This window comes from Haloarcula sp. H-hyl2, from assembly GCF_056934385.1.
The window spans coordinates 584170-607512 of the sequence record NZ_JBRIIJ010000001.1 but is presented as its reverse complement, the minus strand read 5'-3'; the positions used below and the strand labels follow the sequence as shown (position 1 = coordinate 607512).

The following is a 23343-nucleotide window of genomic DNA, read 5'->3' as shown; positions in this document are numbered from 1 at the left end:
GTCGTGAAAAGGTTGCGAATCCGGCCGGCCGAGAGCGTGGCGTTCATGACCGATGGGTCCGCGGGGAGTACGTATGGACGTGTACGCGCTCATCGGGAACCCCGTGGGTCACTCGCTGTCACCGCCGATGCACGAGGCGGGCTACGACGCGCTCGGGCTCGACGCGAAGTACGTCACCTTCGAACCAGCGGCCGACGACGGCGCGGCTGCCGTGGCGGCGGCCGACACGCTCGGTCTGGACGGGCTCAACGTCACCATCCCGTTCAAGCAGGACGTGCTCGACGCCGTCGAGCCGACGCCGCTGGCCGAGCGGATCGGCGCCGTCAACACCGTCGACTTCGCCGGGGAGACGCCGACCGGCCACAACACGGACGCCGTCGGCGCCGTCCGCGCGCTGGACCACCACGACGTGTCGCTCTCCGGGACCGCAGTCGTCGTCGGCGCCGGCGGGGCCGGCCGGGCGGTGGCGTTCGGGCTGGCGGACGAGGGAATGACGGTTCGGATCGCCAACCGGACCGAGGCCCGCGCTCACGAGCTGGCCGAGGCCGTCCCGGGTGCGAGCGGCCACGGACTGGACGATCTGAAAGGGGTGCTGGCCGACGCCGACGTCCTCGTCAACGCCACGAGCGTCGGGATGGACGAGGACGCGACGCCGGTGCCGGCCGGCGCGCTCCACGGCGACCTCGCGGTGCTGGACGCGGTGTACTCGCCCATCGAGACACGACTGCTCAGGGACGCGGCCGCCGCGGGCGCGACGACCGTCGACGGCGCCTGGATGCTACTGTATCAGGGTGTCGAGGCGTTCGAGCTGTGGACCGGCCGGGACGCACCCGTCAGTGCGATGAACGAGGCGCTACGCGCGGGGTTGTCGTCGACGTAGTCCAGCAAGAGATTAGTGTCGGGCTGTGATAGAGAACCGTATGGGTCTGCTCCAGAAACTGAAATCTGCTCTCGGACTCGACGGGGCCGAGTCGGCCTCGGGTACCGGTGGGTCCGGCGACGTCGACGTGACCGTCGAACGCGACCCCGCCACCGAGTCCGAAGACGCCGTCAAGGGGACCGACACGGCGGCCGAGAGCACCGACGCGGACGAGCCCGCGTCGACCGAGTCCGAGAGCACCGACGAGACCGCCGCAGAGCCGCCGACTGGCTCTCCCGACGACGTGACCGAGATCAAGGGTATCGGCCCCGCCTACGCCGACCGCCTCTCCAGCGTCGGCATCGAGACCGTCGGCGAACTGGCCGTCGCCGACGCCGCCGACATCGCCGCCCAGACTGACCTCTCCGAGAGCCGCGTCGCCGGCTGGATCGACCGCGCCAACGAGTACTGACTGAACCGCAAGCGAATTAGTCGCGCCCCTGTTCTCTACTGCTAATGCGAACGGTCGAAACCGACCGCGAGACGTTCGAGCGGGTCGCCAGCGACGCGCCCGCGAACGCCCGCGTCCCGGTCGAGGTTCAGGTTACCGTCGACGACCCCTTCGCCGCCTACCGGCGGGCCCGTGACGACGTCGGGAGCGCCTACCTGGCGACGACCGGCGGGCAATCGGGCTGGGGGTACTTCGCGACGGCGCCGACGGACTTCCACGAGGTCGGCCCGGAGACGGGCGGGAGCCTCGACGCGCTGGCGGCCGTCCTCGACGCCGAGTCGCTGGCACGCGGGCCCTGTGACGTTCCCTACCCGTGTGGCGCGATCGGGTGGCTCTCCTACGACATCGCCCGCGAACTGGAGGAGCTGCCAGAGTCGGCCGTCGCCGACCGGGCGCTCCCCAGACTCCAGGTGGCGACCTACGACCGAGTGGCCGCCTGGGCGGAACCTCGCGGTGACGGCCCGGTCGAACTCCGGGTGACCGCCTGTCCGCGGCTGGACGACCACGAGGATGTCGGCGTGGCCTACGAGTTCGGCAAGCAACACGCGCTGGAACTGGCCCGACAGGCCGTCGAGGGCGACCCCGCTGTCGGCGACCCGCCCGTCGAGGCGGACGAGGCACGCTTCGAGAGCGACTGCACCCGCGAGACGTTCGCCGACCGCGTCCGGACGGTCAAGGAGTACATCCGCGAGGGCGACACCTTCCAGGCGAACGTCTCCCAGCGGCTCTCGGCTCCGGCCGCTGTCCACCCCGTCGAAGCGTTCGACGCGCTCCGCGAGGTGAATCCGGCGCCGTACTCGGCGCTGCTTGAGTTTCCCGGCGTCGACCTCGTCAGTGCGAGCCCCGAGCTACTCCTGCACCGGGACGGCGACCGCCTCGTCACCGAACCCATCGCCGGGACTCGTCCCCGTGGCGCGACCGACGTGGAAGACGACCGCCTCGAAGCGGACCTGCTGGCCGACGAGAAAGAGCGCGCCGAACACGCGATGCTCGTCGACCTGGAGCGCAACGACCTCGGGAAAGTGAGCCAGTTCGGCTCCGTCGAGGTGACCGACTACCGCCGGGTCGACCGCTACTCGGAGGTGATGCATCTCGTCTCGGTCGTCGAGGGGCGACTGCGACGCCGGGCCTCGCTCCGTGACGCCGTCGCCGCGGTGTTCCCCGGCGGGACCATCACCGGCGCACCCAAACCCCGGACGATGGAGATCATCGACGAGGTCGAGGGGACCCGACGGGGGCCCTACACCGGTTCCATCGGCCTGTTCGGCTTCGACGGTCGGGCGACACTGAACATCGTCATCCGGACGCTCGTTCGCTACGGCGAGGAGTACCACCTCCGCGTGGGCGCGGGCATCGTCCACGACTCCGACCCCGACCGCGAGTACGAGGAGACGCTGGACAAGGGGCGGGCCCTCGTGACGGCCGTCGACGAAGCACTGGGTGCGCGAGCGGACCTGACGGTGGAGGGCCAGCCATGAGTGCCGCTGGCGGGAGCACGGCGCCGACCGTCCTGGTCGTGGACAACTACGACTCCTTCGTCTACAACCTCGTCCAGTACGTCGGCGAGGTGGTGCTCCGCCTGGGCGGCGACGAAGACGACGTGATCGTCCGGCGCAACGACGCCATCACCGTCGAAGGTATCGAGGCGCTGGACCCGGACGGCATCGTCGTCTCGCCGGGGCCGGGAACGCCACAGCAAGCGGGCGTCTCGATGCCCATCTTCGACGAGCTCTCGTATCCGACGCTGGGGGTCTGTCTGGGGCACCAGGCGCTCTGTGCGGCCAACGGCGCACCCGTCGGCCACGCGGAGTCGGTCGTCCACGGCAAGTCCTCGACGATCACCCACGACGGCAGCGGCGTCTTCGACGGGCTGCCAGAGGGGTTCGCGGTCGGCCGGTACCACTCGCTGGCCGTCGACCGGGATGGCTTGCCGGATATCCTCGAAGAGACCGCCTACACCGACGACGAAGCGGGTATCGTGATGGGAGTCCGCCACCGGGAGCGGCCACACATCGGCGTCCAGTTCCATCCCGAGAGCATCCTGACAGACCACGGGAAGACGATGATCGAGAACTTCTGTCTCACATGCAGTATCACGTAGACGGCACGCTCGTGCCGGCCGACGAGGCGACGGTCTCGGTCCGGGACCGCGGGTTCATGTACGGCGACGCTGGCTTCGAGACGCTCCGCGTCTACGGCGGCGAGCCCTTCGCCTGGGACGCCCACCGTGAACGCCTCCAGCACACCGCCGCGACGCTGGGGTTCGGCGACGCGGTCCCCGACGACCTCCGAGAACGCGTCGACGAGACGCTGGCGGCAAACAACCTCACCGAGGCGTACGTCAAGGTCTCTGTCACCCGCGGGGTCCAGCCCGGGAAACTCACGCCGGATCCCGAGGTCGATCCGACGGTGGTGGTCGTCTGTTCGGAACTGCCCCGCGGCGGGCGCGAAGGTACCCACGTCTGGGACGGCCCGGCCGACCTCCAGACGGTCAGGACCCGGCGGATTCCCAGCGAATCCCTGCCGGCCGACACGAAGACCCACAACTACCTCAACGGTATCCTCGCCCGACTCGAACTCCAGCGGGCCGCCGCCGACGGCGACCCTGCCGACGAGGCGCTGATGCGCGACGTCGACGGGACGGTCGTCGAGGGCGCGACGAGCAACCTCTTCTTCGTCGCGGACAACGCGCTCCGGACCCCCAGTGCAGACCTGGATCTGCTCCCCGGCGTGACCCGCGGGGTCGTCGTCGATCTGGCCCGAGACGAGGGGTTCCCCGTCGAGGAGGGGGAGTACACGCTCGACGACGTCCGCGAGGCCGACGAGGCGTTCGTGACTAACTCGACGTGGGAAGTCCGCCCGGTCGGATCCGTCGACGGCATCGACGTCGGAACCGGCCCGATGACCAAACTCCTCCAGCGACTCTACGACGGGCGTATCGAGGCCGAACACTACTGAAAACGAGTGGTGCGGCCCGACGACTGCCAAACTCGGGGCGCGCGCTGTTCCTCACGGGGGTCGCAGACGGGTACCGACCAGTTCTGCACGGACCGAGTCCTTGAAAACGGTCTCTACCGTATACCGGCCAAGAATGGACGAGGACAGTCGTATCGCGGCAGTCGACGAGGTTCCGGAGTCCGGAAGTTTCCTGTTTACCGTCCGTGACGGCTTCGACACCGAGGAGGCCATCCTGGTCCGTCTCACCGACGGCGTGGTCGCCTTCGAGAACTACTGCCCCCACTGGCGGGACATCCGTCTCGACAAGGGCAGCGGCGCGACACGTCGCGACGGGGAACTGGTGTGTGAGAAACACGGCGCGACCTTCGAGTCTGACACCGGGCAGTGTACCTACGGCCCCTGTGAGGGGGCTGTCCTAGAGGAGATCGAGATCACCACAGAAGACGGCGCCGTCTATCTGACCGACGACCGCTACGAGTTCGAACAGCAGGGTCCCTCCGGTGACCACGACCTCTCCTCGCGCGGTCGCATCGGCTTCTCTGGCCAGTGAGGGGAGCCTACCGGAGTCGAGGAGACGCTAGCCGATCCGGTAGGCCGGTTCTGTCACGCTCTCACACTTGCACTCCGGACACCGACTGGGTCGGTTGGTCAGGTCGTCGAAGTCGCTGAACCCACACTCCTCGCATTCGGGCGGGGCGACGAGCAACTGCTCGTCGGTCGGTTCCAGTGACTTCGCGATGTGCTCGACGTGCGTGAGCGCGTCGCTTGTCTGTATCTCGAACACTGTCGCGATCGTTCCCGCAGCCATCGCTTCGTCGCGTAATCGGTCGGCGATGCGCTGGCGCGTCGTCCGACTTGCCTCGCGCATGGGGGTAGTTGGCAAGATATGGTTATATGCTTTGTTGCGATCAGTCGTCGGCCGCCGCCTCACCTTCCGTCCGGGGGCCGGCCGCGTGTCCCTCGTGGGCGACAGCCGTCGCCTGCAACTCGGCCGAGATGGCCGGCACCTCGTCCGTACCGACAGGGCCGTCGGCCTCGATGTCGGCCAGCGAACGCGGGAACTTCCGGAGGTCCTTGTGGATCGCGATGCCGGCGTTCGCCCCCTCGCCCATCGCCACCGGAATCTGGTTGTGCCCCGGCGTGAGGTCGCCGACGGCGTAGACGCCATCGACGGACGTGCTGCCGTGGCCGTCGACGGCGACGGTCCCGTCGTCGTTGCGCTCGACGCCCAGCGCGTCGGCCAGTTCGGCGTGGTAGTCCGAGCCGTACATCGGGAAGCCGCCGCGGTACTGCCGGACGGTCCCGTCGGCGAACTCGAAGGACTCCAGCCAGCCCGACTCGTCTTTGGTCATCCCGACGACGTCGTCTTCGATAACGTCGACGGGGTGTGCATCCAGTTGCCGAGCCGTCTCCTCGCTCCACTCGGGCGCGTCACCGCGGGTCAACAGGTCCACCTCGTCGGTGTAGTTGAGCATGATCATCGCCACTGCCGCCGCTGACTCGCCGGTCCCCATCACGAACACCGGTTCGTCGACGAACATGAACGCGTCACAGTGGAGACACCAGTGGAGTCCGCGCCCAGTTCTGGGCAGCGGGGGGTCGGGCCGCTCGTCCGAGAACCCAGTCGCGAGGACGACCCGGCGTGCGAGTACAGGCCCATCGTCGGTCGTGAGTTCGAACCCGCCGTCGAGTGGCTCGACGTCCTCGACGAACCCCTGGCGGTAGTCGGCGCCGTAGTCCTGTACCTGCTCGCGGGCCGTCTGGAGGAACTCGTTGCCCGAGACGTCCTCGGTGATACCGATGACGTTGTGCGTGTCGGTCATCATGGCCGCCCGGCCGCCGCCGCGGTTGACGACGACGGTATCGAGGCCGAGTCGCGTGGTGTAGAGCGCGCTCGTCAGCCCCGCCGGACCGCCGCCGACGACCGCGACGTCGTACGCGAACTGCTCGTTGGTGTGCATTCGGCGTGGCTAGGGGATAGACCTACAAAAGCCCCTCACCGACGGTCAGCCGAAGTTCTCGACCTTGGCGTCGTCGGCGTCGACGCCCGCGGCGGTGAGGGCCTCGGTCGCGTCGTCGAGGAAGTCCGCGAAGCCGTAGACGAAGACCTGCCCGCCGTCGGCGACGGCGTCAGCGACCGCCTCGGTCAGGGCTTCCCCGTCGGCCAGCAGGCGGACGAGCGCCCCCTGGTCTTCGAGCGCGTCGAGTCGCTCGACGTGGATCGGGTCGTCGTCCTGATAGACGACAGCTGCGTCGTTCCCGTCCTGGAGGGCGCGCTCGGCGATGCCGACCGCGGGTCCGACGCCTGGCCCGCCGGCGATGACGACCGCACGCGGTTCACCCTCGTAGTAGTCCGAGCCGAACGGCCCAGCGACGAGGAGTTCGTCGCCGGCCTCTAGCTCGGCGAGTCGCGGCGCGACGGCCCCCTCGGGGTCGATTCCGACTGTCATCTCGAACGTCCCTTCGATGTCGGGAGAGGAGATAGTGTAGAACCGGGACTCGTCCTCGTCGTCGCCGGGCAGCGTGACCTTCACGAACTGCCCCGGCTGTGCATCGAACTCGTCGGGAGTCTCGATGTCGATAGCGATGGCGTCTGGCCCGACCGAGCGGACCGCCCGCACGGGCAGTGAACGTTCGTCCATATCGCCGAGGTGGGACGGCCGTGACAAGGGGGTTTCGGTCGATTCTGCCGGGTTCTCGGTAGATTATTTCAGATCCGAATTCCCCGCGCGTGCGGGCGCACACAGAAGCCTTTTCTCCCCCCGCAGGCTACCCGTTTGGTAGTATGCCAGAGGACCTCAACTGGGCCATCGGCGGCGAAGCCGGCGATGGGATCGACTCTACCGGGAAGATCTTCGCACAGGCACTCTCCCGGGCCGGTCGGCACGTCTTCACCTCCAAGGACTTCGCCTCCCGCATCCGCGGAGGCTACACCGCCTACAAAGTGCGGACCTCGGTCGACCGCGTCGAGAGCGTCGTCGACCGCCTCGATATCCTCATCGCGCTCACCGAGCGCACCATCCACGAGAACGAGGACGAACTCCACGAAGACTCGGTCATCATCTACGACGGCGAGCGCTCGACGATGCAGGACGTCGAGGTCCCCCACGGCGCGACCGCCCTGGAGGTCCCGCTCAAACGCCTCGCCGAGGACGCTGGCGGTGCCATCATGCTCAACGTCGTGGCGCTGGGCGCGGCCTGCGAGGTGACGAGCTTCCCCATCGAGAACTTGGACGAGAGCCTCCAGAAGCGCTTCGGCGACAAGGGCGAGGCCATCGTCGAGAACAACAAACAGGCCGCCCGCATGGGCCAGGAGTACGTCCAGGAGGAGTACGACCAGACCTTCGACTACCAGATGGAGACGACCGACGAGGACTACGTCCTGCTCAACGGCGACGAGGCCATCGGCATGGGCGCCATCGCCGCCGGTTGTCGCTTCTACGCCGGCTACCCGATCACGCCGGCGACCGACGTCATGGAGTACATGACCGGCCGTGTCGACCAGTTCGGCGGCAAGGTCGTCCAGGCCGAGGACGAACTCTCGGCGATCAACATGGCCCTCGGTGCGGCCCGGGCCGGCGCCCGCGCCATGACGGCGACCTCCGGACCGGGCATCGACCTGATGACCGAGACCTTCGGCCTCGTCGCGACCAGCGAGACCCCGCTGGTCATCTGTGACGTGATGCGTTCGGGTCCCTCGACCGGGATGCCCACGAAACAGGAACAGGGCGACCTCAACATGACACTGTACGGCGGCCACGGCGAGATTCCGCGGTTCGTCGTCGCGCCGACGACCGTCTCCGAGTGCTTCTGGAAGACTGTCGAGGCGTTCAACCTCGCCGAGAAGTACCAGACCCCCGTCTTCCTGGTCTCGGACCTGGCGATGGCCGTCACCGAGCAGACCTTCTCGCCCGAGACCTTCGACATGGACGCGGTCGAGGTCGAGCGCGGCAAGGTCGTCGACGAGGACGAGATCGACGCCTGGCTCGACGAACAGGGCCGCTTCCAGGCGCACTTCCCCGCCGCAGACGGCGTCTCCCCGCGAGCGTTCCCCGGGACGGCAGACGGCGCACACATGACGACCGGGCTCGAACACGACGAACTGGGGCGCCGGACCGAGGACACCGACGTCCGCATCGAACAGGTCGACAAGCGCCAGCGCAAGGTCGAGACCGCCCGCGAACAGGAGGAGTTCGACTACCGGGAGTTCGGCGACCCAGAGGCGGAGACGCTCATCATCTCCTGGGGCTCGAACGAGGGCGCGATGCGCGAGGGCCTGACACTGCTGGAGGAGGAGGGCTACGACGTCCGGTTCATCTCGGTGCCCTACATCTTCCCGCGGCCCGACCTGACCGACGAGGTCCAGGCCGCCGAGGAGGTCATCGTCGTCGAGTGTAACGCGACCGGGCAGTTCGCCGACATCATCGAACACGACGTGCTCGAACGCGTCGACCGCATCAACAAGTACAACGGCGTCCGCTTCAAGGCGGACGAACTCGCAGCAGAGGTCAGCGAGACACTCGATTCGAACAGCGGTACACAGGAGGTCGAAGCAGAATGAGCTCAGACGTCAGATTCACCGATTTCAAGTCCGACAAGCAACCGACGTGGTGTCCCGGCTGCGGTGACTTCGGGACTATGAACGGCATGATGAAGGCCCTGGCCGAGACCGGCAACGACCCGGACAACACGTTCGTGGTCGCCGGCATCGGCTGTTCCGGGAAGATCGGGACCTACATGCACAGCTACGCGCTGCACGGCGTCCACGGCCGCGCCCTGCCGGTGGGGATCGGCGTGAAGATGGCCAACCCAGATCTGGAAGTGATGGTCGCCGGCGGCGACGGCGACGGCTACTCCATCGGTGCCGGCCACTTCATCCACGCGGTGCGCCGGAACGTCGACATGTCCTACGTCGTCATGGACAACCGCATCTACGGCCTGACCAAGGGCCAGGCCTCGCCGACCTCGCGCGAGGACTTCGAGACGGGCACGACCCCCGAGGGGCCGAAACAGCCCCCCGTCAACCCGAAGGCCCTCGCGCTGTCGGCCGGTGCGACGTTCATCGCGCAGTCCTTTAGCTCGAACGCCCAGCGCCACGCCGAGATCGTCCAGCAGGCTATCGAACACGACGGCTTCGGCTTCGTCAACGTCTACTCGCCGTGTGTCACCTTCAACGACGTCGACACCTACGACTACTTCCGGGATTCGATCGTGGACTTAGACGAGACCGACCACGATCCGCACAACCGCGACCAGGCCAAGGACAAAATCCTCGAATCCGACAAGGAGTACATGGGCGTGCTCTACCAGAACGAGGATTCGGTCCCCTTCGAGCAGCGTGAGGGCATCGAGTCCTCGATGGCCGAGATCCCCGACGGCGCCCCCGACGGCGCGATGGATCTGGTTCGGGAGTTCTACTAGACCACCTTTTTGCTGCGGGGGGTCGCGGTAGTGATCCTCAGAAGTTTTGTATAGTTAGGTAGGGTACCAATGAGACCCACTCAAATCAGCGTAGAGGATTAAAAAAGCAGCCAAATAGCGTTTGGGACTGAGAAGAGTGAGATTGGCACGAGTGAAATAGCGACGCAAATGCGTATTTAGAGTGCTTGAGATGGGGAATATCGACGACTACATATAAATGGCATCTCGGGTGGTCATCGGTCTGAGAGGCGCCTGTTCATGCTCCCTCCCGCCATCTCAGCAGTATCTATCGAAAAATGCCGACGATCACTAGAGCGACCCCCGCTTGCAAAAACGTGGGCGAAAAAGGCCGGAATCGGCGCTCATCGCCGATTCCGGTGCGCTGCGTGTGTACCGCGACCGCAGGCGTTCGCAGACGAACGCAGCGGGTGTCCCGGTAGCAAAGACAGCCGGGTGCACACTATCCCGTATCTACCGGTGATTGCGCTCGTCTGTCGAGCGAGGTTCCTTCACTCTCAGCTACATTTATTCGGCACGGTAGCGTAGCCGACGGTATGGACCCAGTACGAAGCGGACTGGCCGGAGGGGCAGTCGCCACGGCCGTCCTGTTGGCGTTCCTGTTCGTCGCGGACGTCGCGCTCGCCGGGACCAACCTCTTCGTCCTCGCGACGTTCGCTAGCCTCTGTTCAGTCGGCGGCCCCCCGTACTGCCAGCTCGGCAGCCCGACAGCTACCCTGCTGACAGCCGTCGTCCTCGTGGCGCTGTTCGTCGTCGCGTGGCCGCTGTTGTTTACCGGCTTCACGTGGGGACTGCCCGGTGAGTCAGGCGCGATCCACGGGGTGGTGTTCGGTGTCGTCGTCTGGCTCGGGTACGCCGCGACCGTGTGGGTCGCTGTCTTTCGAGGCTGGGAGCAGCTATCGGCGACACTGCCGATCCTGGCGGCGATGCTACTGGCGTATCTCGTCTACGGGCTCGTCCTCGGCGGCGTCTACGACCGGTTGGCGGGCCACCGAACGCTGTTGAGTCAAGAATCGGACGATCGGGGGTATCCCGGGCAGGGGTGACAGCCGAGCGACCGACGTTTCGATGCCCTGGACCGGTTCCATACCAGCCCGTGGTGCGGTCCCGCACACCCAACCACGTTGGTGGCGGTGACTTACGTCCCGGAGCCGTCCCGTCTCTATGAACGTCTTCTGGCACCAGCGGGACCTCCGCCTCCCGGACAACCGCGGGCTCGCACTGGCCGCGAACGACGGCCCAGTCGTTCCCGTCTACGTCGTCGACACCGACATGCTGCGGAAGGTCGGGAAACGACAGCGAGCTTTCTTCATGCAGGGTGTGCGGGCACTGAAACGGGCCTACCGGGAGCGGGACAGCGACCTGCTCGTCCGGTCTGGCGACGCTGCGGAGGTGCTTGCCGAGGTCGTCGCGGAGTACGACGCCGACCGTGTCGTCTACAACGAGTACTACCGACCGGCACGCCGGAACCGCCAGCGTCGCGTCGACGAGGCGGTCCCCACGAGGTCGGTGACCGACCTGGTGCTCGTCGATCCCGAACGACTGGCGCCCCGCTACGAGAACCACAGCCGCTTCTACGACGACTGGCAGGCCGAGCACAAACTCCCGCCTGCGGACACGCCGACGGCGGACGAACTGGCCGACATCTCGGACCCAAAGACCGCCCCGGAGATCACTGCGGACATCGACCTCCCGACCGCGGGCTACGCGGCCGCCCGCGAGCGGTACGACCAGTTCCTCGCCGACGGCATCGAGAGCTACAGCGACACGCGCGACGACATGAAAGCCGCTGTCGAGCGACCGATCGGAGCCGTCTCGCGCATGTCGCCGTATCTCGCGGCCGGAATGATCGGCATCCGCGAGGTCTGGAGCGACGCCAGCGACCGCAAGGCAGCGGTCACCGGCAGCGCCCAGCGCAACGTCCAGAAGTACCGGTACGAACTCTCCTGGCGGGAACAGAGCTACCACCTGCTGTACTACAATCCCGACCTGCTGTCGGCCAACTACAAGCGCTTCCCCAACGAGATCGCCTGGGAGAACGACCCCGACCACCTCGCCGCCTGGAAACGCGGCGAGACCGGCTATCCGCTGGTCGACGCCGGGATGCGACAGCTGAACGAGGAGGGGTACGTCCACAACCGCCCGCGCCAGAACGTCGCCTCGTTCCTGACGAAGCACCTGCTCGTCGACTGGCGGGAGGGGCTGCGCTACTTCACCAAACAGCTCGTCGACCACGACGCGGCGACCAACGCCGCGAGCTGGCAGTGGATCGCCTCGACTGGCACCGACTCCGTGGACGTGCGCATCTTCGACCCGGTCTCCCAGATGAGCAAGTACGACGACGGCGCGGACTACGTCACCGAGTACGTCCCCGAGTTGCGAGGTGTCGACTCCGCGAAGATCGTCGACTGGCCGACGCTCTCGGACGACGACCGGGAGCGACTGGCGCCGGAGTATCCACACCCCATCGTCGACCGGAACGCTGCCTACGACCGCGCACAGCGGGTCTTCGAGCAAGCACTCGGGAAGCGCTAAGAGAGGGGTCAGTAACCCCCGCTCAGAACGAGCCCGGTAACACGTCCGGCTCGCCCGACCGGTAGATGTACTCCGCGGCGATGCCGGTCAGCGGCGAGTCCGCGGCCGTCGCGTACTCCTCGGCCAGGTCGAGGTATTGTTCGGTGATGTCGACGACGTGCCGATAGCCGGCTTCCTCGTCGGGCGCGAGCAGGTACTCGGCGGTCACCGGCGTCAGTTGCCCTTCGCGGCGGTCGTCCTCGTAGTCGTCGACGTCGTCGAGCCAGATCTGCGCGCCGATGATCGCCAGCACGATGGACTTGGCGAAGGCCGGTTCGATGTCCAGACCGGCGAGCCGATAGAGGTCGAGCATCCCGTCGTAGAGGACACCGACGCGGGCGTACTGGGTCTTGCTGTAGGGGAGTTCCTTCTCCCGGTCGGTGAACGTCGGCGGGTCCTCGTCGTAGTCGGCGAACTTGTACTCGGCGCGGATGGCGTCCAGCGCATCCGCGTCGCCGGCCTCGGCGTCGGTCATCAGGTCCCGGAAGTAGTCGTCGCGGTCCTGGTGGGCCTCGCTGTAGTCGACGGCCCACTGGTAGGCCTCCTCGACGACGGGCGGCATCGATTCCAGGAGGCCGTCCAGATGGGACTGTAGCGCCGCCTGTGCGGTCTCGGCGACCCGACGGATGTCGTCCGCGTCGGCCTCGAAGTCGACCTCGAAGTCCTCGAACTCGTCGTCGTTGATGGCGTCGCGCATGTCGCCGTCGATCAGCGCCTCGATGGAGAGCCGGGTCATCTGCTCGGCGCGGACGACCATCTCCCGAGGCGAGAGCTCCTGTGCCGGCCCCTGTTCCAGGGCCGTCTCGTCGACGTCGGGGACGCCGTCCGCGATGGTGTCCGTGACCGGATCGCCGGGCGCCTGCCGGCGGGCGGTTCGGTAGACGTACCCCAGCGTGAGTTGGGCGGGCAGGACGAGTTTCGTGTCGTACTCGAAGGCGACGGGGTGGCCGAACTCCGCGGCCAGTGCCTCCTCGACGCGTGTGTTCACGTCCGCGACCATCGCCTCGGTGCGGTCGTCGATCTCGGATTTCAGCGAGAGGCTGGCGTAGTCGAAGACGCCGCTCTCGGCGTAGTAGCCCAGTACTGCCCGGAGGGCGGTCGGGAGTCGACGTCGATCCGCGAGCGCGCCGGCGACTGAGGTGAGTACCATATCTCGTTGCCCCGCGTTGGCCAGTCGTGTGGCTGGTGGCGTCTTTACCCTTTCGAGAGGCACCCGACCCACAGTATCTCGGTGGATTCAGCAAGGTTGATTACTCGGACGTGTAACCTCCGGTTATGAGCGAGCGCTTTGACGTGGTCGTCGCGGGGGCGGGGCCAGCGGGGGCACAGTGTGCCCGCGACCTCGCCGAGCGGGACTACGACGTGCTGGTACTGGAGACCGAATCCGAAGACGAGTTCCCACGTCAGAGCAACAAGTCCACTGCGGGGACGTTCCCGTCGGCGATGACGGCGTTCAACATCCCGGACGACGTCGTGATGAACTACACCGACGACGTGGTACTGGAGTCCCCCAACGACCACTACGTCCGCAAGCAGACCGGCGCCGTGCTGGAGTTTGCCGATTTCAAGCGGTGGCTCGTCGAGGAAGGTCGAAACTACGGCGCCACCTACCGGTTCGACGCGCGGGTCTCGGCACCGATCATGGACGACGGCGAGATCGTCGGCGTCAGGTACGCTGGCGACGAGGAAGTCTACGCCGACATCGTCATCGACGCTACGGGGCCAGCCGCCCCGCTCGCGAAGAAACTCGACGTCTGTGACCTCGAACGCGACCACCAGGCTATCGGCATCGAGTACGAGTACGAGAACGTCCAGATGGACCACCCTCGGTACGCAGACCTCACGGACGCGATGATGCTCCGCCTGGACCACGACCTCGCGCCCGGCGGCTACTCGTGGATCTTCCACACCGGCGAAGACACGGCCAAGGTCGGGCTCTGTTACATCCAGAACGAAGCCCACCGCGACAACGCCCGCGACGGGTGGGCCATCGACGACTACCTGGAGTACTGGCTGGACACCGATCCGCGACTGGCGGACGCCGTCCGCATCGAGGGGACGCAGGCCCACCGCGGGTCGGCCCACATCCAGCCCCCCGAGTCGATGAGCACTGACAACTTCATGGCCATCGGGGACACCGTCCCGACCATCGACCCGCTGTGGGGCGAGGGCATCCACAAGGGGATGAAGTCCGCCCGCGCGGCCGCCGCGACCGTCGACGCGGCGCTGACCCCGGACACGCCGGACACCTCCGCGGAATCGCTGGCCGTCTACGACCACCTCTGGCACACCGACGTCGCGCCGAACCAGCGGACACGGCTCACGATGACCGAACTGCTGTATCTCGCCCCCAACGAGCGCTACGACCAGTTGATGCGGGACCTCCACAGCACCGATTCGGACACACTCACAGAGGCCAACCGCGGGAACGTCCGGGCGATGACGAAGCTCTTCCATCTCTCGGACGCGCCGATGCTGTGGAAGTACGCACGGCAGAAACTCCCATTCTAATAGGGAGTATCGTAGCCGGCCGGAGGAATCGAGCCCTCCGGTCCGGTGCCGGACTTCGATTTCACGGGAGCAATCTCTGGACTGCGACGATAATCCCTATGACCGCCCGAGGACGGCACGCTTTTCCATCGGCTGACCGAAGCGGCGAGTGATGACAACGCCCTCGGTCGGCGTCGTCGGCGACGATGCCGTCGCGGAGACGCTCGCGGACAGTGGCGTCGCGGTCGAGACCCCCACAGATGGGTCGGTCCCCGCGACCGACCACGTCGTCGCCGTCGGCCAGTCCGCACTGACACGGGTCGCACGGTCCGACCGCGACCCGCTCGTGCTCCCCGTCGACGCCGGCAGAGGTGTCAGAAGCGTCCCCGCGTCAGCGGTCACAGAGGCAGTCCCAGCGCTGCCCGACGCACAGGTCGAACACCACACCGTCCTGTCGGTCACTCGCGGCGACGAGGCGGTAGGCCGAGCGTTCTGGGACGTGACCCTCGTCACGGCCGACGCGGCCCGCATCTCCGAGTTCGGCGTCGCGACCCCGACCGACACGATCGACGCGTTCCGGGCCGACGGCGTCGTCGTCGCGACTACCGCCGGATCGGCCGGCTACGCACGCCGTGTCGGCGGCCCCATCCTCTCGCCGTCCGACGTCGGCGTGGTCGCGCCGATCGCCCCGTTCGCGACGAATCCGGACCACTGGGTCGTCCCACTGGCCGACGTCACCCTCTCTGTCGAACGTGACGAGGCTACCGTCGTCCTCCTGCTCGACGACACTCGTGTCGACACCGTCGGTCCCGGTGAGCCCGTGACACTCGGCGAGGACGGGACGGTTCGGGTCGCCGTCGTCGACGAGAGTCGACAGCGGTTCACCTGACAGCGACCCGACCCACACCGGCGCCGAGTGGAAAGACACTAATGGGATTCGGACTGAGGATCCAGTATGCAGCCATCCGTCACGCTCTTCGGGCCGCTGGACACCATCATGGGAAGTACAGGTCCCGGAGACGTGCTCCTCATCGAGTACGTCATCGTCGCACTGGTGGTCGCAAACCTCGTGACGCGACAACTGGCCCACAGACGGCACAAGCAACAGTACGAGACGGGCGGTGCTGAGGAGGTCAGTCGACATCCCGCCCATCTCGCGAGCAACTTCGTCCTCGTCATGACGTCGTTCTACTACATGACGCTGGCTCACCACGGCGGTATGGTCATGTCCATGCTCGTCCTCGGTGCGGTCATCACCGACTTCTTCGAGTTCGAATCCCGGAAGGTCGAGGCCCGGCGGGACATCCCGCTCGAACGACCGAAAGGCTCTATCGTGGCTGCCATGCTGGTCCTGGCGTACGCCGGCTACCAGAGCCTCTTCTGGATCATCGCCGGTCCCTGGCAGTCGATCGTCTGAACGCGACACGTTTTCTCCGTTCGCTACGCCGGCCAGCGTCACGCTCGACGGTCGGTACGATGGCCGGCACGCGCGTTCTGTCCCCCGGTGCCGAACTCCCGTCCCGCCAGCTTCAGAGCCGTCCAGAGCCACCACTGTGGTCGTGCTGAGCGGATCTCGTCCCGCCTGTTCGGCGTCGACTGGATCGCCATGGCGTCACCGCCCACCTGTCGGTAAGCGATACTCGGCTGATAGAGCGTCTGCTCGGCGGATTCGCACCGGCAGGAACGTGCCGTGGGGATGGCCACGGACGGGCCGACAAGCCGGCCGCGCGAAAGGAACCGTAGACGGAAGTGACGCCGCTCAGGCCGACCGCTCGTCGAGATACTCGCGGAGTTCGTCGACCAGCGGGATGACGACCCAGAAGGTGAGTGCGCCGATGATAGCGAACCAGAAGAACGCGTCCATCAGGAACAGCCCGAGCTGGTCGTAGACGGTGGGGTTCTCCAGGGTGACCTCACCGGTGAGTTGTGCCCCCTCGAAACTGGGCGTCCGATACCAACCGGCGAAACTCATCCAACCGAGACCGCCGACCAGGAGGGCACCGAGCCCCTTGATGAATTCGTCAGCCATTACCCGAGCCTTCGTCAGCGTCGTCTTTAGACTTTCCCATTTCCTCGGTGCGGAACCGGGTCGAGAACGCGTAGACAGCCGACCCCGCGAGTATCAGTCCGAGACCGGCGACCCCCAGCGGGACGTCGATCTCCGAGGCCGGTACCGACGCTCGCTGGGTCGCGGTGTCGATGAGGATGAACCCCCCGACGACACACAGGACGGCGAACAGCGTCGAGAACACTGTCACTGTCTTGTACACACGCAGAGGGACGACGACGTCACGTCGGTCCGACTCCGGGTCCTCTGTCATTACGATCGACTAGGGGCGGGAACTACTTTACTGCGGCGAGAAGGGATTGTGGCGGGCGTGTCACTTCGGCGGCCTGAGCCGGTAGTACCGCCGGTTGAGGTCGAACATGTACCCCTCACGCATCGTCTTCAGCACCGCGTAGGTGATGGTGGCGCTGACGAACGGGAGCAGGAACGTCAGGTCGAACAGCAGGTGCGAGTCCATCGGGATCAGGTTCTTGATCGACAGTGCGGCGATGGTCAGGCTGAAGATGACGCCGGACATCCCGACAGCAGCCCAGAAGGGCTGCTCGACGGGGCGCCGTGCCGACCCCTTGTTGAGGAAGGGGACGATGGCGACGAACCCGACCACGACGACATTCGCCAGCACACCGTAGGTCCGGTCGGCCATCAGCTTCGAGCCGCCCAGGATCGAGAGACTGGGATTCAGCGGCCCGAGTTTCAGCAGGCCAAAGGACCAGTAGAGGTACCAGTCCGGCAGGATGATCGCCGGTGTCACGCTGGAGTTTGCCGGGTTCGGCATCTCCGGCGGGAGTACCGCCGAGACGAACAGGATCATCCCGACGAAGAAGCTCGTCAGGGCGATGTTGCGCATCATCTCGTGTGGCCAGGCGGGGAACGCCAGCACGTCACGTTCGACGTAGTCGGATTCCTGGCGCAGATCCTGGTCCTCACGGCGAGCCCGCTCGAAGTATTCGTAGGTCACTCGCGAGAGCCCCTGTGAACGGGTCTTCCGCTCGGACCACGTTGGCGTCTCGTCGTCCGGCGCGACGATGCCGCCACCGCCGGAGCCGTCCGTGCGAACGTCCTCGGAGTCTGTGTCGTTGTCTGTCATTGTATCAGTGTGGTTCCGCGATGCCCTGCATCCAGACGATGCCGATGTGGACCGCGATGACCGCGGTGGTGATGAACGGCAGGAAGAACACGTGCAGGATGTACATCCGTTGTAGTGTCGCCTGCGAGAGCGTGAATCCGCCGAACATCAGCTGTGCGACCCACTCGCCGATGAGCGGGATCGACAGCGACATCTCGACGCCGATCTGGCCGGCCCAGTAGGACAGCTGGCTCCACGGGAGCAGGTAGCCCGTGTACCCGAACACCAGCGTCAACGAGATGAGCACGATGCCGATGAGCCAGTTGAGCTCGCGTGGTTCCTTGTACGCACCCGTGAAGTAGACACGGAGCATGTGCAGGAACACGGCCGCGACCATCACCTGAGCGGCCCATCGGTGGACCGATCGAAGGAAGTACCCGAGATTGAGCTGGCCCATGATGAGCATCACCGAGTCGTACGCGATCGTCGGCGAGCCATCCGCGGCTGCCGCCGCCGGCGCGTAGTAGAACCCCAGCAGCGCACCGGAGATCGCCGCGACGATGTACGCCACCGTCGAGAACGACCCCAGGGCGTACAGGGGGTACCAGTACCAGAACTTGTTGTCGAGGTTGTACTGCTCGGTGTGGCTCTTGGGCATCTGCATGTTGACCTTGTAGTAGAGATCCTCCAGGATCTCCAGATAGTCAACGACCCGGAGCCGTTTGTCGAGCCAGATGAGCGCTGTCAGGTAGACCGTCTCGATGGGCGAGAGGTCGCGCTTTTTCATCCAGCCTTTGTGGTCGTGTTCGTCTTTGCGTTCTAGGCTCATGGGTTATTCCGTCTGTGGTGGCCGTGGCAGTGCCACGAACGTCTTCTGTACTGGGCTGAACGGGTCGTACACCGATTGGTGGCACTGACAGTAAATTTTGTCCTCCGCGCCGAAGTTTGCGCTCCCGGAGTAGGCCTTGTACCCGGGAACACAGCAGAAGTGGGTGCACTTGTTCATCCAGGCGACGAACCCGTCCGCCGTCGCTTCCGAGATGAAGCTCTGGACCGAACCAGGCAGTTCCGAGTACTTCCCTTCGCCGTTGGCCATCTTCTCGACCTCTACTGAACGGATGATTTCGATAGGGATCGTCTTGACGTCACCGTCGGAACGCCACGTCGCAGCCGCCGGCTTCCCGACACCGGACCGCCCGATGCCGTTGCCCCATTCCTGGTAGTCCGAGAACATATCGACCGTCAGTGGCGCACCGCTCTCGTACTCGCCCTGCCAGGAGAACGTGCCGGGTTTGTGCCGGAAGAGGTTGTCCTGCTCGGCCTGCGGGTAGACACCCTCTGCGGTCTGCATTCCGCAGTACTGGAACCACGCGGAGGAGTAGTCGATACCGCTACCGCCGAAGTCACGGGCGATGGCGACGCCGGCGTCGGAGTCGTACTCGGGCCAGACGCCCTTTAGCTGGCCGCCGTCTATCTCTATCGGGATGATCGGCATCCCGCGAGGCGCTGGCCCCGCCGTGTTCTCGACCGCGACGAACGGGGTCGTCCCGCCACCCTCACCTGCCGCGTCGGTGGTCGCGTCGATGGCCGCGGCGCCACCAACACCCACGCTGGAGAGGGCAGCGCTGCCGACGACACCCTTCACGAAACGGCGTCGCCCTGTCTCGGCTGGATATTTGTCTTCGTCTAGTGGCATGTTATTTCTTGTAGTAGGGGTAGACTGCGCGTTTGATCGTGTCGACGAGCTGTTCCTCGTCCAGAGCGGTCGTTCCGTCGACGTCCTCCTGGCGGATGTAGAGGTCCTCCCACTTGCGACGGCGCTTCTTGACGATCATCACGTCGGGGAGGAACTCCTTACGGTACAGCAGCATGATGAACGACAGATCCAGGAAGATAGCCGTCAGGACGCCGCCGAGGAACATGTTAGCCTCGATGAGCCGCACGGTCAGTGTCGTCCCGATACCGGACGCCCACCCGGCGAGCATTCCGTAGGTGAACAGTCCGACGAGGACGATCTGGAGGACCGTCAGCAGGACGATCCCGACCGCGGCAGCCGTGCTCTCGCGCGGCGGTTCGTACCGGTGGATGTCACCGTACGTGGAGCCTTCCGAAGCCATCAGTTGTTCCCCCCGCTGGTATGTGGCGATTCACCGTACTTCAGCATGAAGAAGGTGAAGATCAGGGGGATGAGGACGGCCAGTCCCGCGCCGAACCCGACGAAGTGCGGCTGGATTGGGACACCCGCGTAGTGAGGATCGACTTCGACCGGGCCGCCGCTGCTGAGGGTCACCGTCGGATAGTCCTCACCGACGACGATGGCACCTTTCATCTGGAGCCCTTCGTGGGGGACACAGTAGTACGTGTAGATGCCGTCCTCTTCGAAGGTGTGTTCGTAGTTGACACCGCTCGACGAGACCGCATCGCCGGAGTTGAGCGTCTCCCCGTTGGCCTGCACGACGTTGTGGCCGCCGCCGTTGCCGGTCCACTCCCACTGCACGGTCGCACCGTTGTCGACGTGGACGGCCGGCGGGCCGAACCCGTAGGCGCCGCCGTTGGCCTGGACACCGACCTCGACCGTCACCGTGTCCTGGCCGGTGGCGTCGACGGTGCTCGCGGGCCCGCCGAAGTTCCCGACCTGGTCGAGGTATCCGCCGTAGTCCGGGACCGTCTGGCCACCGTCGCCGCCCTCTTCCTGGGCGGCTGCGGACCCGGTGGCACTGAGGGCAGCCGCTGTCCCGGCGGCACCCCCGGCGGTCCGGACGAACTCCCGTCTGTTCATGTACACGTGGGGCTCGGGACTGAGTTTGTATAAACCCACCGAATACACCCGCAGGCGGTGTCACACACCGGCTTCATCGTTCGAATCTGCCTCGGTTCGGTCCCCGCTATATTCGGGTTCGATCTCGGGAACAAAATCGGGCCGGTCCCCGTCCTCCAGCCCGATGGCTCGCAGGCGGTCGCGGTACTCTTCGGCCCGGAACTTATCGGAGAGACGGGCGTTCGCGACCGTGAAGAAGAGCACGAGCGAGATAGCGACGAAGGCGAATCCGGCGACGAACAGCAGCGCGATGCTGGTCCCGGCGTCGCCGATGATGCCAGCAGTCGCCAGGCCGCCGCCGACGAGAAGCGCGAGGCCGGCGAGCAACTGTGCCCCGGCGATGACCTGGAGCATCCAGTTGCCCAGTTCGCCGCCACCTTCCGGGACTGCCTCGGGTTCGGGAAGTGGGTTCCGTGGGACCTCCTCGGGCACCTCGTAGGAGTCCATCGAACACAGCGCGACGGTCGGTTTGACGTCCCGGAGGACCGTCCCTTCGCCCTCGATACTCCCATCAGGGTAGACCAGCGCGTACCCCTCGTCGGAGTAAGCCAGCACCCGCTCGGGGTCGTGATGGCGCTCGATACGGGCGAAGACGTCCCGGTTCGCGACGCGGGTCAGCAGGTCACGCTCGACGCGGTCGAGCAGTTCGGCGTCGGTGATCCAGGTGTCGGCGTCGAAGGCGGCGTCCCACTCCTCGGCAGACATCTCGGCCATGTCCGCCGGCCCGAAGTCGTCGAAATCGTACTTCTCCTCGACCTGCTGGCGCAGCGCCTCCATATCCGGCTCTTCGCTCTCCTGGTCCGTCGAGGAGGCGTCGGCCGCGCCGCTGTCGTCGTCGGGGACGGAGACCGATTCACCGACGGCTGGACCGTCAGCGTCGTCCGAGGCGGTCGAATCCGGGTCGGCCATTGCACGGAGGTACGGCCTGCACCGTCTTACACCTTCTGTCCTTCGCCATCCGGCACGTTTTAGCGCGACCTGTCCTAAACCCCGGACATGGTGTCTGACGGGGTCGTCGCCACTATCGTCCTGTTGTCGGTGACACTGAGTTTCCCGTGTTTCGTCTACGGTGCCTACTACATCATCGAGACCGAGCCGGTCACGTGGGACGTACTGCTGCACCACCTGAAGTTCGTCGTCACCGGGCTGGTGTTGACAACAGTGCCGATGCTGGGCTGGATGATGCCCCGACTGCCCGACCAGCTAGGGGGCCTCTCGGCTGTCCATGCGTATCTCGGCCTCCAGGCGTACGCGCTGCTCGCGTTCGGCGGAACCGGCATCGTGCGTATCTTCCGAGCCAAGAAAGAGCACGATCTCTACAACGACTACGATCAGGACCTGCTGCTCGACGAGATCGGCGGCGACACGATGGACCACTGGCGGTCGCGACTTCGCATCGGCGTGTTCGGCTACGTCATCTTCTGGATGCTCGCCTACGTGGTCGGAGCCGCCCGCTACGTCCTGCGGTACGTCCTGTGACCCTAGCTCTGTAAGGAAGGGGGTACGTACGAGGGATATGCACGGAGGCCGCCGATGGTAGTCCTCGACACGACGACGCTCCTGCAGCTCGGTCTCGGCGCGGTCGCGCTCGTCGTGCTGGTCAAGAGCGCCAGCATCGCGGTCGATCGCTTTCTCAGCCTGGCGCGGCACTACGACGTCTCGGAACTGCTCATCGGGATGTTCGTCGTCTCCTTCGGGACGAGTCTGCCCGAGATCGGTGCCCACCTGATCGCGTCGCTGGGTATCCTCAGCGGGACCCTGGACCCGGTCGTCGCGTCCGCGACCGTCATCGGGAGCAACATGGGTTCCTCGACGGTCCAGCAGTTGCTCCTGTTCGGTCTCTTCTTCGTCGGGTTCGGCCGGTACACCCTTGCAAAATCGTTCATCCGGGCGAGTTACATCCCGATGCTGGCCTCGTTCGCGCTCGTCCTGGTTGTCGGCGTGGACGGGATCGTCTCGCGGGTCGACGGAGTCGTCCTGTTGCTGGCGTTCGGAGCCTACGCGTACTACAGTTTCTCCCGGACGGTTCGGACGCCGGCGCTCCCCGAAGCTGCCACAGAGAGCCCCAACGTCGCCAGGGATGCCGTCGTCGCCTTCCTCGGTCTCGTGGGTGTACTCGTGGGCGCGTTCGTCGTCCTCTCGGTCGTCGAGGCGACCGTTACCCGCCTCCAGCTCGGCGGCTCGATGCTCGGCGTCCTCACCATCGGCATCGCCGCGGCGCTCCCGGAACTGTCGACGGTCATCGAGTCGATACGGCGACGGACCCCCTCGCTCGCGCTGGGGACGCTCGTCGGCAGTAACGTCGTGAACCCGCTGGTCGGAATCGGCCTCGGTGGAGTACTCTCGACCTACACCGTCCCACAGTCGGTGATCCTCTGGGACCTCCCGTTCAAGCTCCTCGTCGGCGTCGGGCTGCTTGCGTATCTCCGGGTCGTCGGCGACGGGTCGCTGGGGCGCCGGGAAGGCGGCTACCTCGTCCTGCTCTATCTCGTCTACATCACGGGCCGACTCGTCGTCTTCCCCGCCTGACCGGACGAACGAGGCGGAATTCGTGAACGAG

The 23343-nt window shown here is 66.0% G+C and carries 27 protein-coding genes; 15 read left to right on the top strand and 12 right to left on the bottom strand.

The genetic code is table 11. From position 1 onward, the window contains the following. Positions 1-73: 73 nt before the first annotated feature. The 6 genes from Hhyl2_RS03215 to Hhyl2_RS03190 all read left to right on the top strand — a co-directional run bounded on the left by Hhyl2_RS03215 (position 74) and on the right by Hhyl2_RS03190 (position 4878). Complete coding sequence (locus Hhyl2_RS03215; protein ID WP_483549287.1) at positions 74-880, top strand: shikimate dehydrogenase; 807 nt, start codon at positions 74-76, stop codon at positions 878-880. Between the two features lie 40 nt (positions 881-920). Further along, positions 921-1331 (top strand): helix-hairpin-helix domain-containing protein, encoded by a 411-nt coding sequence (locus Hhyl2_RS03210; RefSeq protein WP_483549286.1) that lies wholly within the window; start codon positions 921-923, stop codon positions 1329-1331. A gap of 44 nt (positions 1332-1375) precedes the next feature. Beyond that, complete coding sequence (pabB, locus tag Hhyl2_RS03205) at positions 1376-2848, top strand: aminodeoxychorismate synthase, component I (protein WP_483549285.1); 1473 nt, start codon at positions 1376-1378, stop codon at positions 2846-2848. After that, positions 2845-3471 (top strand): anthranilate synthase component II, encoded by a 627-nt coding sequence (locus Hhyl2_RS03200; RefSeq protein WP_483549284.1) that lies wholly within the window; start codon positions 2845-2847, stop codon positions 3469-3471. Before pabB ends, Hhyl2_RS03200 begins: the two co-directional genes overlap by 4 nt. Next, complete coding sequence (locus Hhyl2_RS03195; RefSeq protein WP_483549283.1) at positions 3456-4328, top strand: aminotransferase class IV; 873 nt, start codon at positions 3456-3458, stop codon at positions 4326-4328. Before Hhyl2_RS03200 ends, Hhyl2_RS03195 begins: the two co-directional genes overlap by 16 nt. 133 nt (positions 4329-4461) lie before the next feature. Then, positions 4462-4878 carry a Rieske (2Fe-2S) protein gene (locus Hhyl2_RS03190; protein ID WP_483549282.1) on the top strand — a complete coding sequence of 139 codons (417 nt, stop codon included), beginning with the start codon at positions 4462-4464 and terminating at the stop codon, positions 4876-4878. A gap of 27 nt (positions 4879-4905) precedes the next feature. Here the strand turns inward: Hhyl2_RS03190 and Hhyl2_RS03185 are convergent, their stop codons facing one another. The 3 genes from Hhyl2_RS03185 to Hhyl2_RS03175 are packed head-to-tail and all read right to left on the bottom strand — an operon-like array spanning position 4906 to position 6970. Further along, entirely contained in the window at positions 4906-5196 is a 291-nt protein-coding gene (locus tag Hhyl2_RS03185) for a transcriptional regulator (protein WP_483549281.1), read from the bottom strand. A gap of 40 nt (positions 5197-5236) precedes the next feature. Further along, complete coding sequence (locus Hhyl2_RS03180) at positions 5237-6289, bottom strand: NAD(P)/FAD-dependent oxidoreductase (RefSeq protein ID WP_483549280.1); 1053 nt, start codon at positions 6287-6289, stop codon at positions 5237-5239. A gap of 45 nt (positions 6290-6334) precedes the next feature. After that, complete coding sequence (locus Hhyl2_RS03175) at positions 6335-6970, bottom strand: FAD-dependent oxidoreductase (protein WP_483549279.1); 636 nt, start codon at positions 6968-6970, stop codon at positions 6335-6337. A gap of 143 nt (positions 6971-7113) precedes the next feature. On the opposite strand from Hhyl2_RS03175, the gene Hhyl2_RS03170 reads away from it, so the two are divergent. The 4 genes from Hhyl2_RS03170 to Hhyl2_RS03155 all read left to right on the top strand — a co-directional run bounded on the left by Hhyl2_RS03170 (position 7114) and on the right by Hhyl2_RS03155 (position 12302). After that, positions 7114-8889, top strand: coding sequence for a 2-oxoacid:acceptor oxidoreductase subunit alpha (locus Hhyl2_RS03170; protein ID WP_483549278.1), 1776 nt, complete (start codon positions 7114-7116; stop codon positions 8887-8889). Continuing rightward, positions 8886-9749 carry a 2-oxoacid:ferredoxin oxidoreductase subunit beta gene (locus Hhyl2_RS03165; RefSeq protein WP_483549277.1) on the top strand — a complete coding sequence of 288 codons (864 nt, stop codon included), beginning with the start codon at positions 8886-8888 and terminating at the stop codon, positions 9747-9749. The genes Hhyl2_RS03170 and Hhyl2_RS03165 overlap by 4 nt, the downstream gene beginning before the upstream one ends. 554 nt (positions 9750-10303) lie before the next feature. Further along, positions 10304-10813, top strand: coding sequence for a DUF6789 family protein (locus Hhyl2_RS03160; protein WP_483549276.1), 510 nt, complete (start codon positions 10304-10306; stop codon positions 10811-10813). 118 nt (positions 10814-10931) lie between these two features. Further along, positions 10932-12302: a cryptochrome/photolyase family protein gene (locus tag Hhyl2_RS03155; protein ID WP_483549275.1), complete on the top strand. Its 1371-nt coding sequence runs from the start codon at positions 10932-10934 to the stop codon at positions 12300-12302. A 22-nt stretch (positions 12303-12324) separates the two neighbouring features. On the opposite strand, the gene Hhyl2_RS03150 is transcribed toward Hhyl2_RS03155, so the two are convergent. After that, a complete protein-coding gene (locus tag Hhyl2_RS03150; RefSeq protein WP_483549274.1) occupies positions 12325-13491 on the bottom strand; it encodes a hypothetical protein in 1167 nt (388 codons plus the stop codon). Positions 13492-13616: 125 nt separating this feature from the next. On the opposite strand from Hhyl2_RS03150, the gene Hhyl2_RS03145 reads away from it, so the two are divergent. The 3 genes from Hhyl2_RS03145 to Hhyl2_RS03135 all read left to right on the top strand — a co-directional run bounded on the left by Hhyl2_RS03145 (position 13617) and on the right by Hhyl2_RS03135 (position 16248). Then, on the top strand, positions 13617-14852 hold the full coding sequence (locus Hhyl2_RS03145; RefSeq protein ID WP_483549273.1) for a digeranylgeranylglycerophospholipid reductase: 1236 nt from the start codon (positions 13617-13619) through the stop codon (positions 14850-14852). A gap of 151 nt (positions 14853-15003) precedes the next feature. After that, positions 15004-15720, top strand: a complete 717-nt coding sequence (locus Hhyl2_RS03140) for an NAD(+)/NADH kinase (protein WP_483549272.1) — start codon at positions 15004-15006, stop codon at positions 15718-15720. A 66-nt stretch (positions 15721-15786) separates the two neighbouring features. Further along, the gene (locus Hhyl2_RS03135; protein WP_483549271.1) at positions 15787-16248 is read left to right on the top strand and encodes a DUF7313 family protein; all 462 of its coding nucleotides are present in this window, start codon (positions 15787-15789) and stop codon (positions 16246-16248) included. A gap of 342 nt (positions 16249-16590) precedes the next feature. On the opposite strand, the gene Hhyl2_RS03130 is transcribed toward Hhyl2_RS03135, so the two are convergent. Genes Hhyl2_RS03130 through Hhyl2_RS03095 form a run of 8 tightly spaced genes read right to left on the bottom strand, consistent with a single transcriptional unit; the run spans position 16591 to position 21692 of the window. Further along, complete coding sequence (locus Hhyl2_RS03130; protein ID WP_483549269.1) at positions 16591-16860, bottom strand: DUF7314 family protein; 270 nt, start codon at positions 16858-16860, stop codon at positions 16591-16593. Beyond that, the gene (locus Hhyl2_RS03125; protein ID WP_483549268.1) at positions 16853-17152 is read right to left on the bottom strand and encodes a DUF7315 family membrane protein; all 300 of its coding nucleotides are present in this window, start codon (positions 17150-17152) and stop codon (positions 16853-16855) included. Before Hhyl2_RS03125 ends, Hhyl2_RS03130 begins: the two co-directional genes overlap by 8 nt. 60 nt (positions 17153-17212) lie before the next feature. Next, entirely contained in the window at positions 17213-17986 is a 774-nt protein-coding gene (locus Hhyl2_RS03120) for a cytochrome b family protein (RefSeq protein ID WP_483549267.1), read from the bottom strand. Between the two features lie 4 nt (positions 17987-17990). Then, complete coding sequence (locus Hhyl2_RS03115) at positions 17991-18794, bottom strand: cytochrome b (protein WP_483549266.1); 804 nt, start codon at positions 18792-18794, stop codon at positions 17991-17993. Positions 18795-18797: 3 nt separating this feature from the next. Next, complete coding sequence (locus Hhyl2_RS03110; RefSeq protein WP_483549265.1) at positions 18798-19661, bottom strand: ubiquinol-cytochrome c reductase iron-sulfur subunit; 864 nt, start codon at positions 19659-19661, stop codon at positions 18798-18800. 1 nt (position 19662) lies between these two features. After that, positions 19663-20082, bottom strand: a complete 420-nt coding sequence (locus tag Hhyl2_RS03105; protein ID WP_483549264.1) for a DUF7318 family protein — start codon at positions 20080-20082, stop codon at positions 19663-19665. Beyond that, positions 20082-20744, bottom strand: a complete 663-nt coding sequence (locus tag Hhyl2_RS03100; protein ID WP_483549263.1) for a halocyanin domain-containing protein — start codon at positions 20742-20744, stop codon at positions 20082-20084. The genes Hhyl2_RS03105 and Hhyl2_RS03100 overlap by 1 nt, the downstream gene beginning before the upstream one ends. Before the next feature lie 60 nt (positions 20745-20804). Then, positions 20805-21692: a DUF7319 domain-containing protein gene (locus tag Hhyl2_RS03095; RefSeq protein WP_483549262.1), complete on the bottom strand. Its 888-nt coding sequence runs from the start codon at positions 21690-21692 to the stop codon at positions 20805-20807. A gap of 87 nt (positions 21693-21779) precedes the next feature. On the opposite strand from Hhyl2_RS03095, the gene Hhyl2_RS03090 reads away from it, so the two are divergent. Next, positions 21780-22262, top strand: a complete 483-nt coding sequence (locus tag Hhyl2_RS03090) for a DUF7321 family protein (RefSeq protein WP_483549261.1) — start codon at positions 21780-21782, stop codon at positions 22260-22262. Between the two features lie 54 nt (positions 22263-22316). Then, on the top strand, positions 22317-23312 hold the full coding sequence (locus tag Hhyl2_RS03085) for a sodium:calcium antiporter (protein WP_483549260.1): 996 nt from the start codon (positions 22317-22319) through the stop codon (positions 23310-23312). Positions 23313-23343: the final 31 nt, after the last annotated feature.

Bases quoted from the DNA above. Each gene is read 5' to 3' on its own strand.
- Hhyl2_RS03135 (WP_483549271.1), top strand. From the start codon at position 15,787: ATGCAGCCATCCGTCACGCTCTTCGGGCCGCTGGACACCATCATGGGA.
- Hhyl2_RS03210 (WP_483549286.1), top strand. From the start codon at position 921: ATGGGTCTGCTCCAGAAACTGAAATCTGCTCTCGGACTCGACGGGGCC.
- Hhyl2_RS03180 (WP_483549280.1), bottom strand. From the start codon at position 6,289: ATGCACACCAACGAGCAGTTCGCGTACGACGTCGCGGTCGTCGGCGGC.
- Hhyl2_RS03170 (WP_483549278.1), top strand. From the start codon at position 7,114: ATGCCAGAGGACCTCAACTGGGCCATCGGCGGCGAAGCCGGCGATGGG.
- Hhyl2_RS03190 (WP_483549282.1), top strand. From the start codon at position 4,462: ATGGACGAGGACAGTCGTATCGCGGCAGTCGACGAGGTTCCGGAGTCC.
- Hhyl2_RS03090 (WP_483549261.1), top strand. From the start codon at position 21,780: ATGGTGTCTGACGGGGTCGTCGCCACTATCGTCCTGTTGTCGGTGACA.
- Hhyl2_RS03100 (WP_483549263.1), bottom strand. From the start codon at position 20,744: ATGAACAGACGGGAGTTCGTCCGGACCGCCGGGGGTGCCGCCGGGACA.
- Hhyl2_RS03105 (WP_483549264.1), bottom strand. From the start codon at position 20,082: ATGGCTTCGGAAGGCTCCACGTACGGTGACATCCACCGGTACGAACCG.
- Hhyl2_RS03150 (WP_483549274.1), bottom strand. From the start codon at position 13,491: ATGGTACTCACCTCAGTCGCCGGCGCGCTCGCGGATCGACGTCGACTC.
- Hhyl2_RS03185 (WP_483549281.1), bottom strand. From the start codon at position 5,196: ATGCGCGAGGCAAGTCGGACGACGCGCCAGCGCATCGCCGACCGATTA.
- Hhyl2_RS03145 (WP_483549273.1), top strand. From the start codon at position 13,617: ATGAGCGAGCGCTTTGACGTGGTCGTCGCGGGGGCGGGGCCAGCGGGG.
- Hhyl2_RS03215 (WP_483549287.1), top strand. From the start codon at position 74: ATGGACGTGTACGCGCTCATCGGGAACCCCGTGGGTCACTCGCTGTCA.
- Hhyl2_RS03085 (WP_483549260.1), top strand. From the start codon at position 22,317: ATGGTAGTCCTCGACACGACGACGCTCCTGCAGCTCGGTCTCGGCGCG.
- Hhyl2_RS03095 (WP_483549262.1), bottom strand. From the start codon at position 21,692: ATGGCCGACCCGGATTCGACCGCCTCGGACGACGCTGACGGTCCAGCC.
- Hhyl2_RS03165 (WP_483549277.1), top strand. From the start codon at position 8,886: ATGAGCTCAGACGTCAGATTCACCGATTTCAAGTCCGACAAGCAACCG.
- Hhyl2_RS03130 (WP_483549269.1), bottom strand. From the start codon at position 16,860: ATGGCTGACGAATTCATCAAGGGGCTCGGTGCCCTCCTGGTCGGCGGT.
- Hhyl2_RS03120 (WP_483549267.1), bottom strand. From the start codon at position 17,986: ATGACAGACAACGACACAGACTCCGAGGACGTTCGCACGGACGGCTCC.
- Hhyl2_RS03115 (WP_483549266.1), bottom strand. From the start codon at position 18,794: ATGAGCCTAGAACGCAAAGACGAACACGACCACAAAGGCTGGATGAAA.
- pabB (WP_483549285.1), top strand. From the start codon at position 1,376: ATGCGAACGGTCGAAACCGACCGCGAGACGTTCGAGCGGGTCGCCAGC.
- Hhyl2_RS03200 (WP_483549284.1), top strand. From the start codon at position 2,845: ATGAGTGCCGCTGGCGGGAGCACGGCGCCGACCGTCCTGGTCGTGGAC.
- Hhyl2_RS03125 (WP_483549268.1), bottom strand. From the start codon at position 17,152: ATGACAGAGGACCCGGAGTCGGACCGACGTGACGTCGTCGTCCCTCTG.
- Hhyl2_RS03160 (WP_483549276.1), top strand. From the start codon at position 10,304: ATGGACCCAGTACGAAGCGGACTGGCCGGAGGGGCAGTCGCCACGGCC.
- Hhyl2_RS03175 (WP_483549279.1), bottom strand. From the start codon at position 6,970: ATGGACGAACGTTCACTGCCCGTGCGGGCGGTCCGCTCGGTCGGGCCA.
- Hhyl2_RS03140 (WP_483549272.1), top strand. From the start codon at position 15,004: ATGACAACGCCCTCGGTCGGCGTCGTCGGCGACGATGCCGTCGCGGAG.
- Hhyl2_RS03195 (WP_483549283.1), top strand. From the start codon at position 3,456: ATGCAGTATCACGTAGACGGCACGCTCGTGCCGGCCGACGAGGCGACG.
- Hhyl2_RS03110 (WP_483549265.1), bottom strand. From the start codon at position 19,661: ATGCCACTAGACGAAGACAAATATCCAGCCGAGACAGGGCGACGCCGT.
- Hhyl2_RS03155 (WP_483549275.1), top strand. From the start codon at position 10,932: ATGAACGTCTTCTGGCACCAGCGGGACCTCCGCCTCCCGGACAACCGC.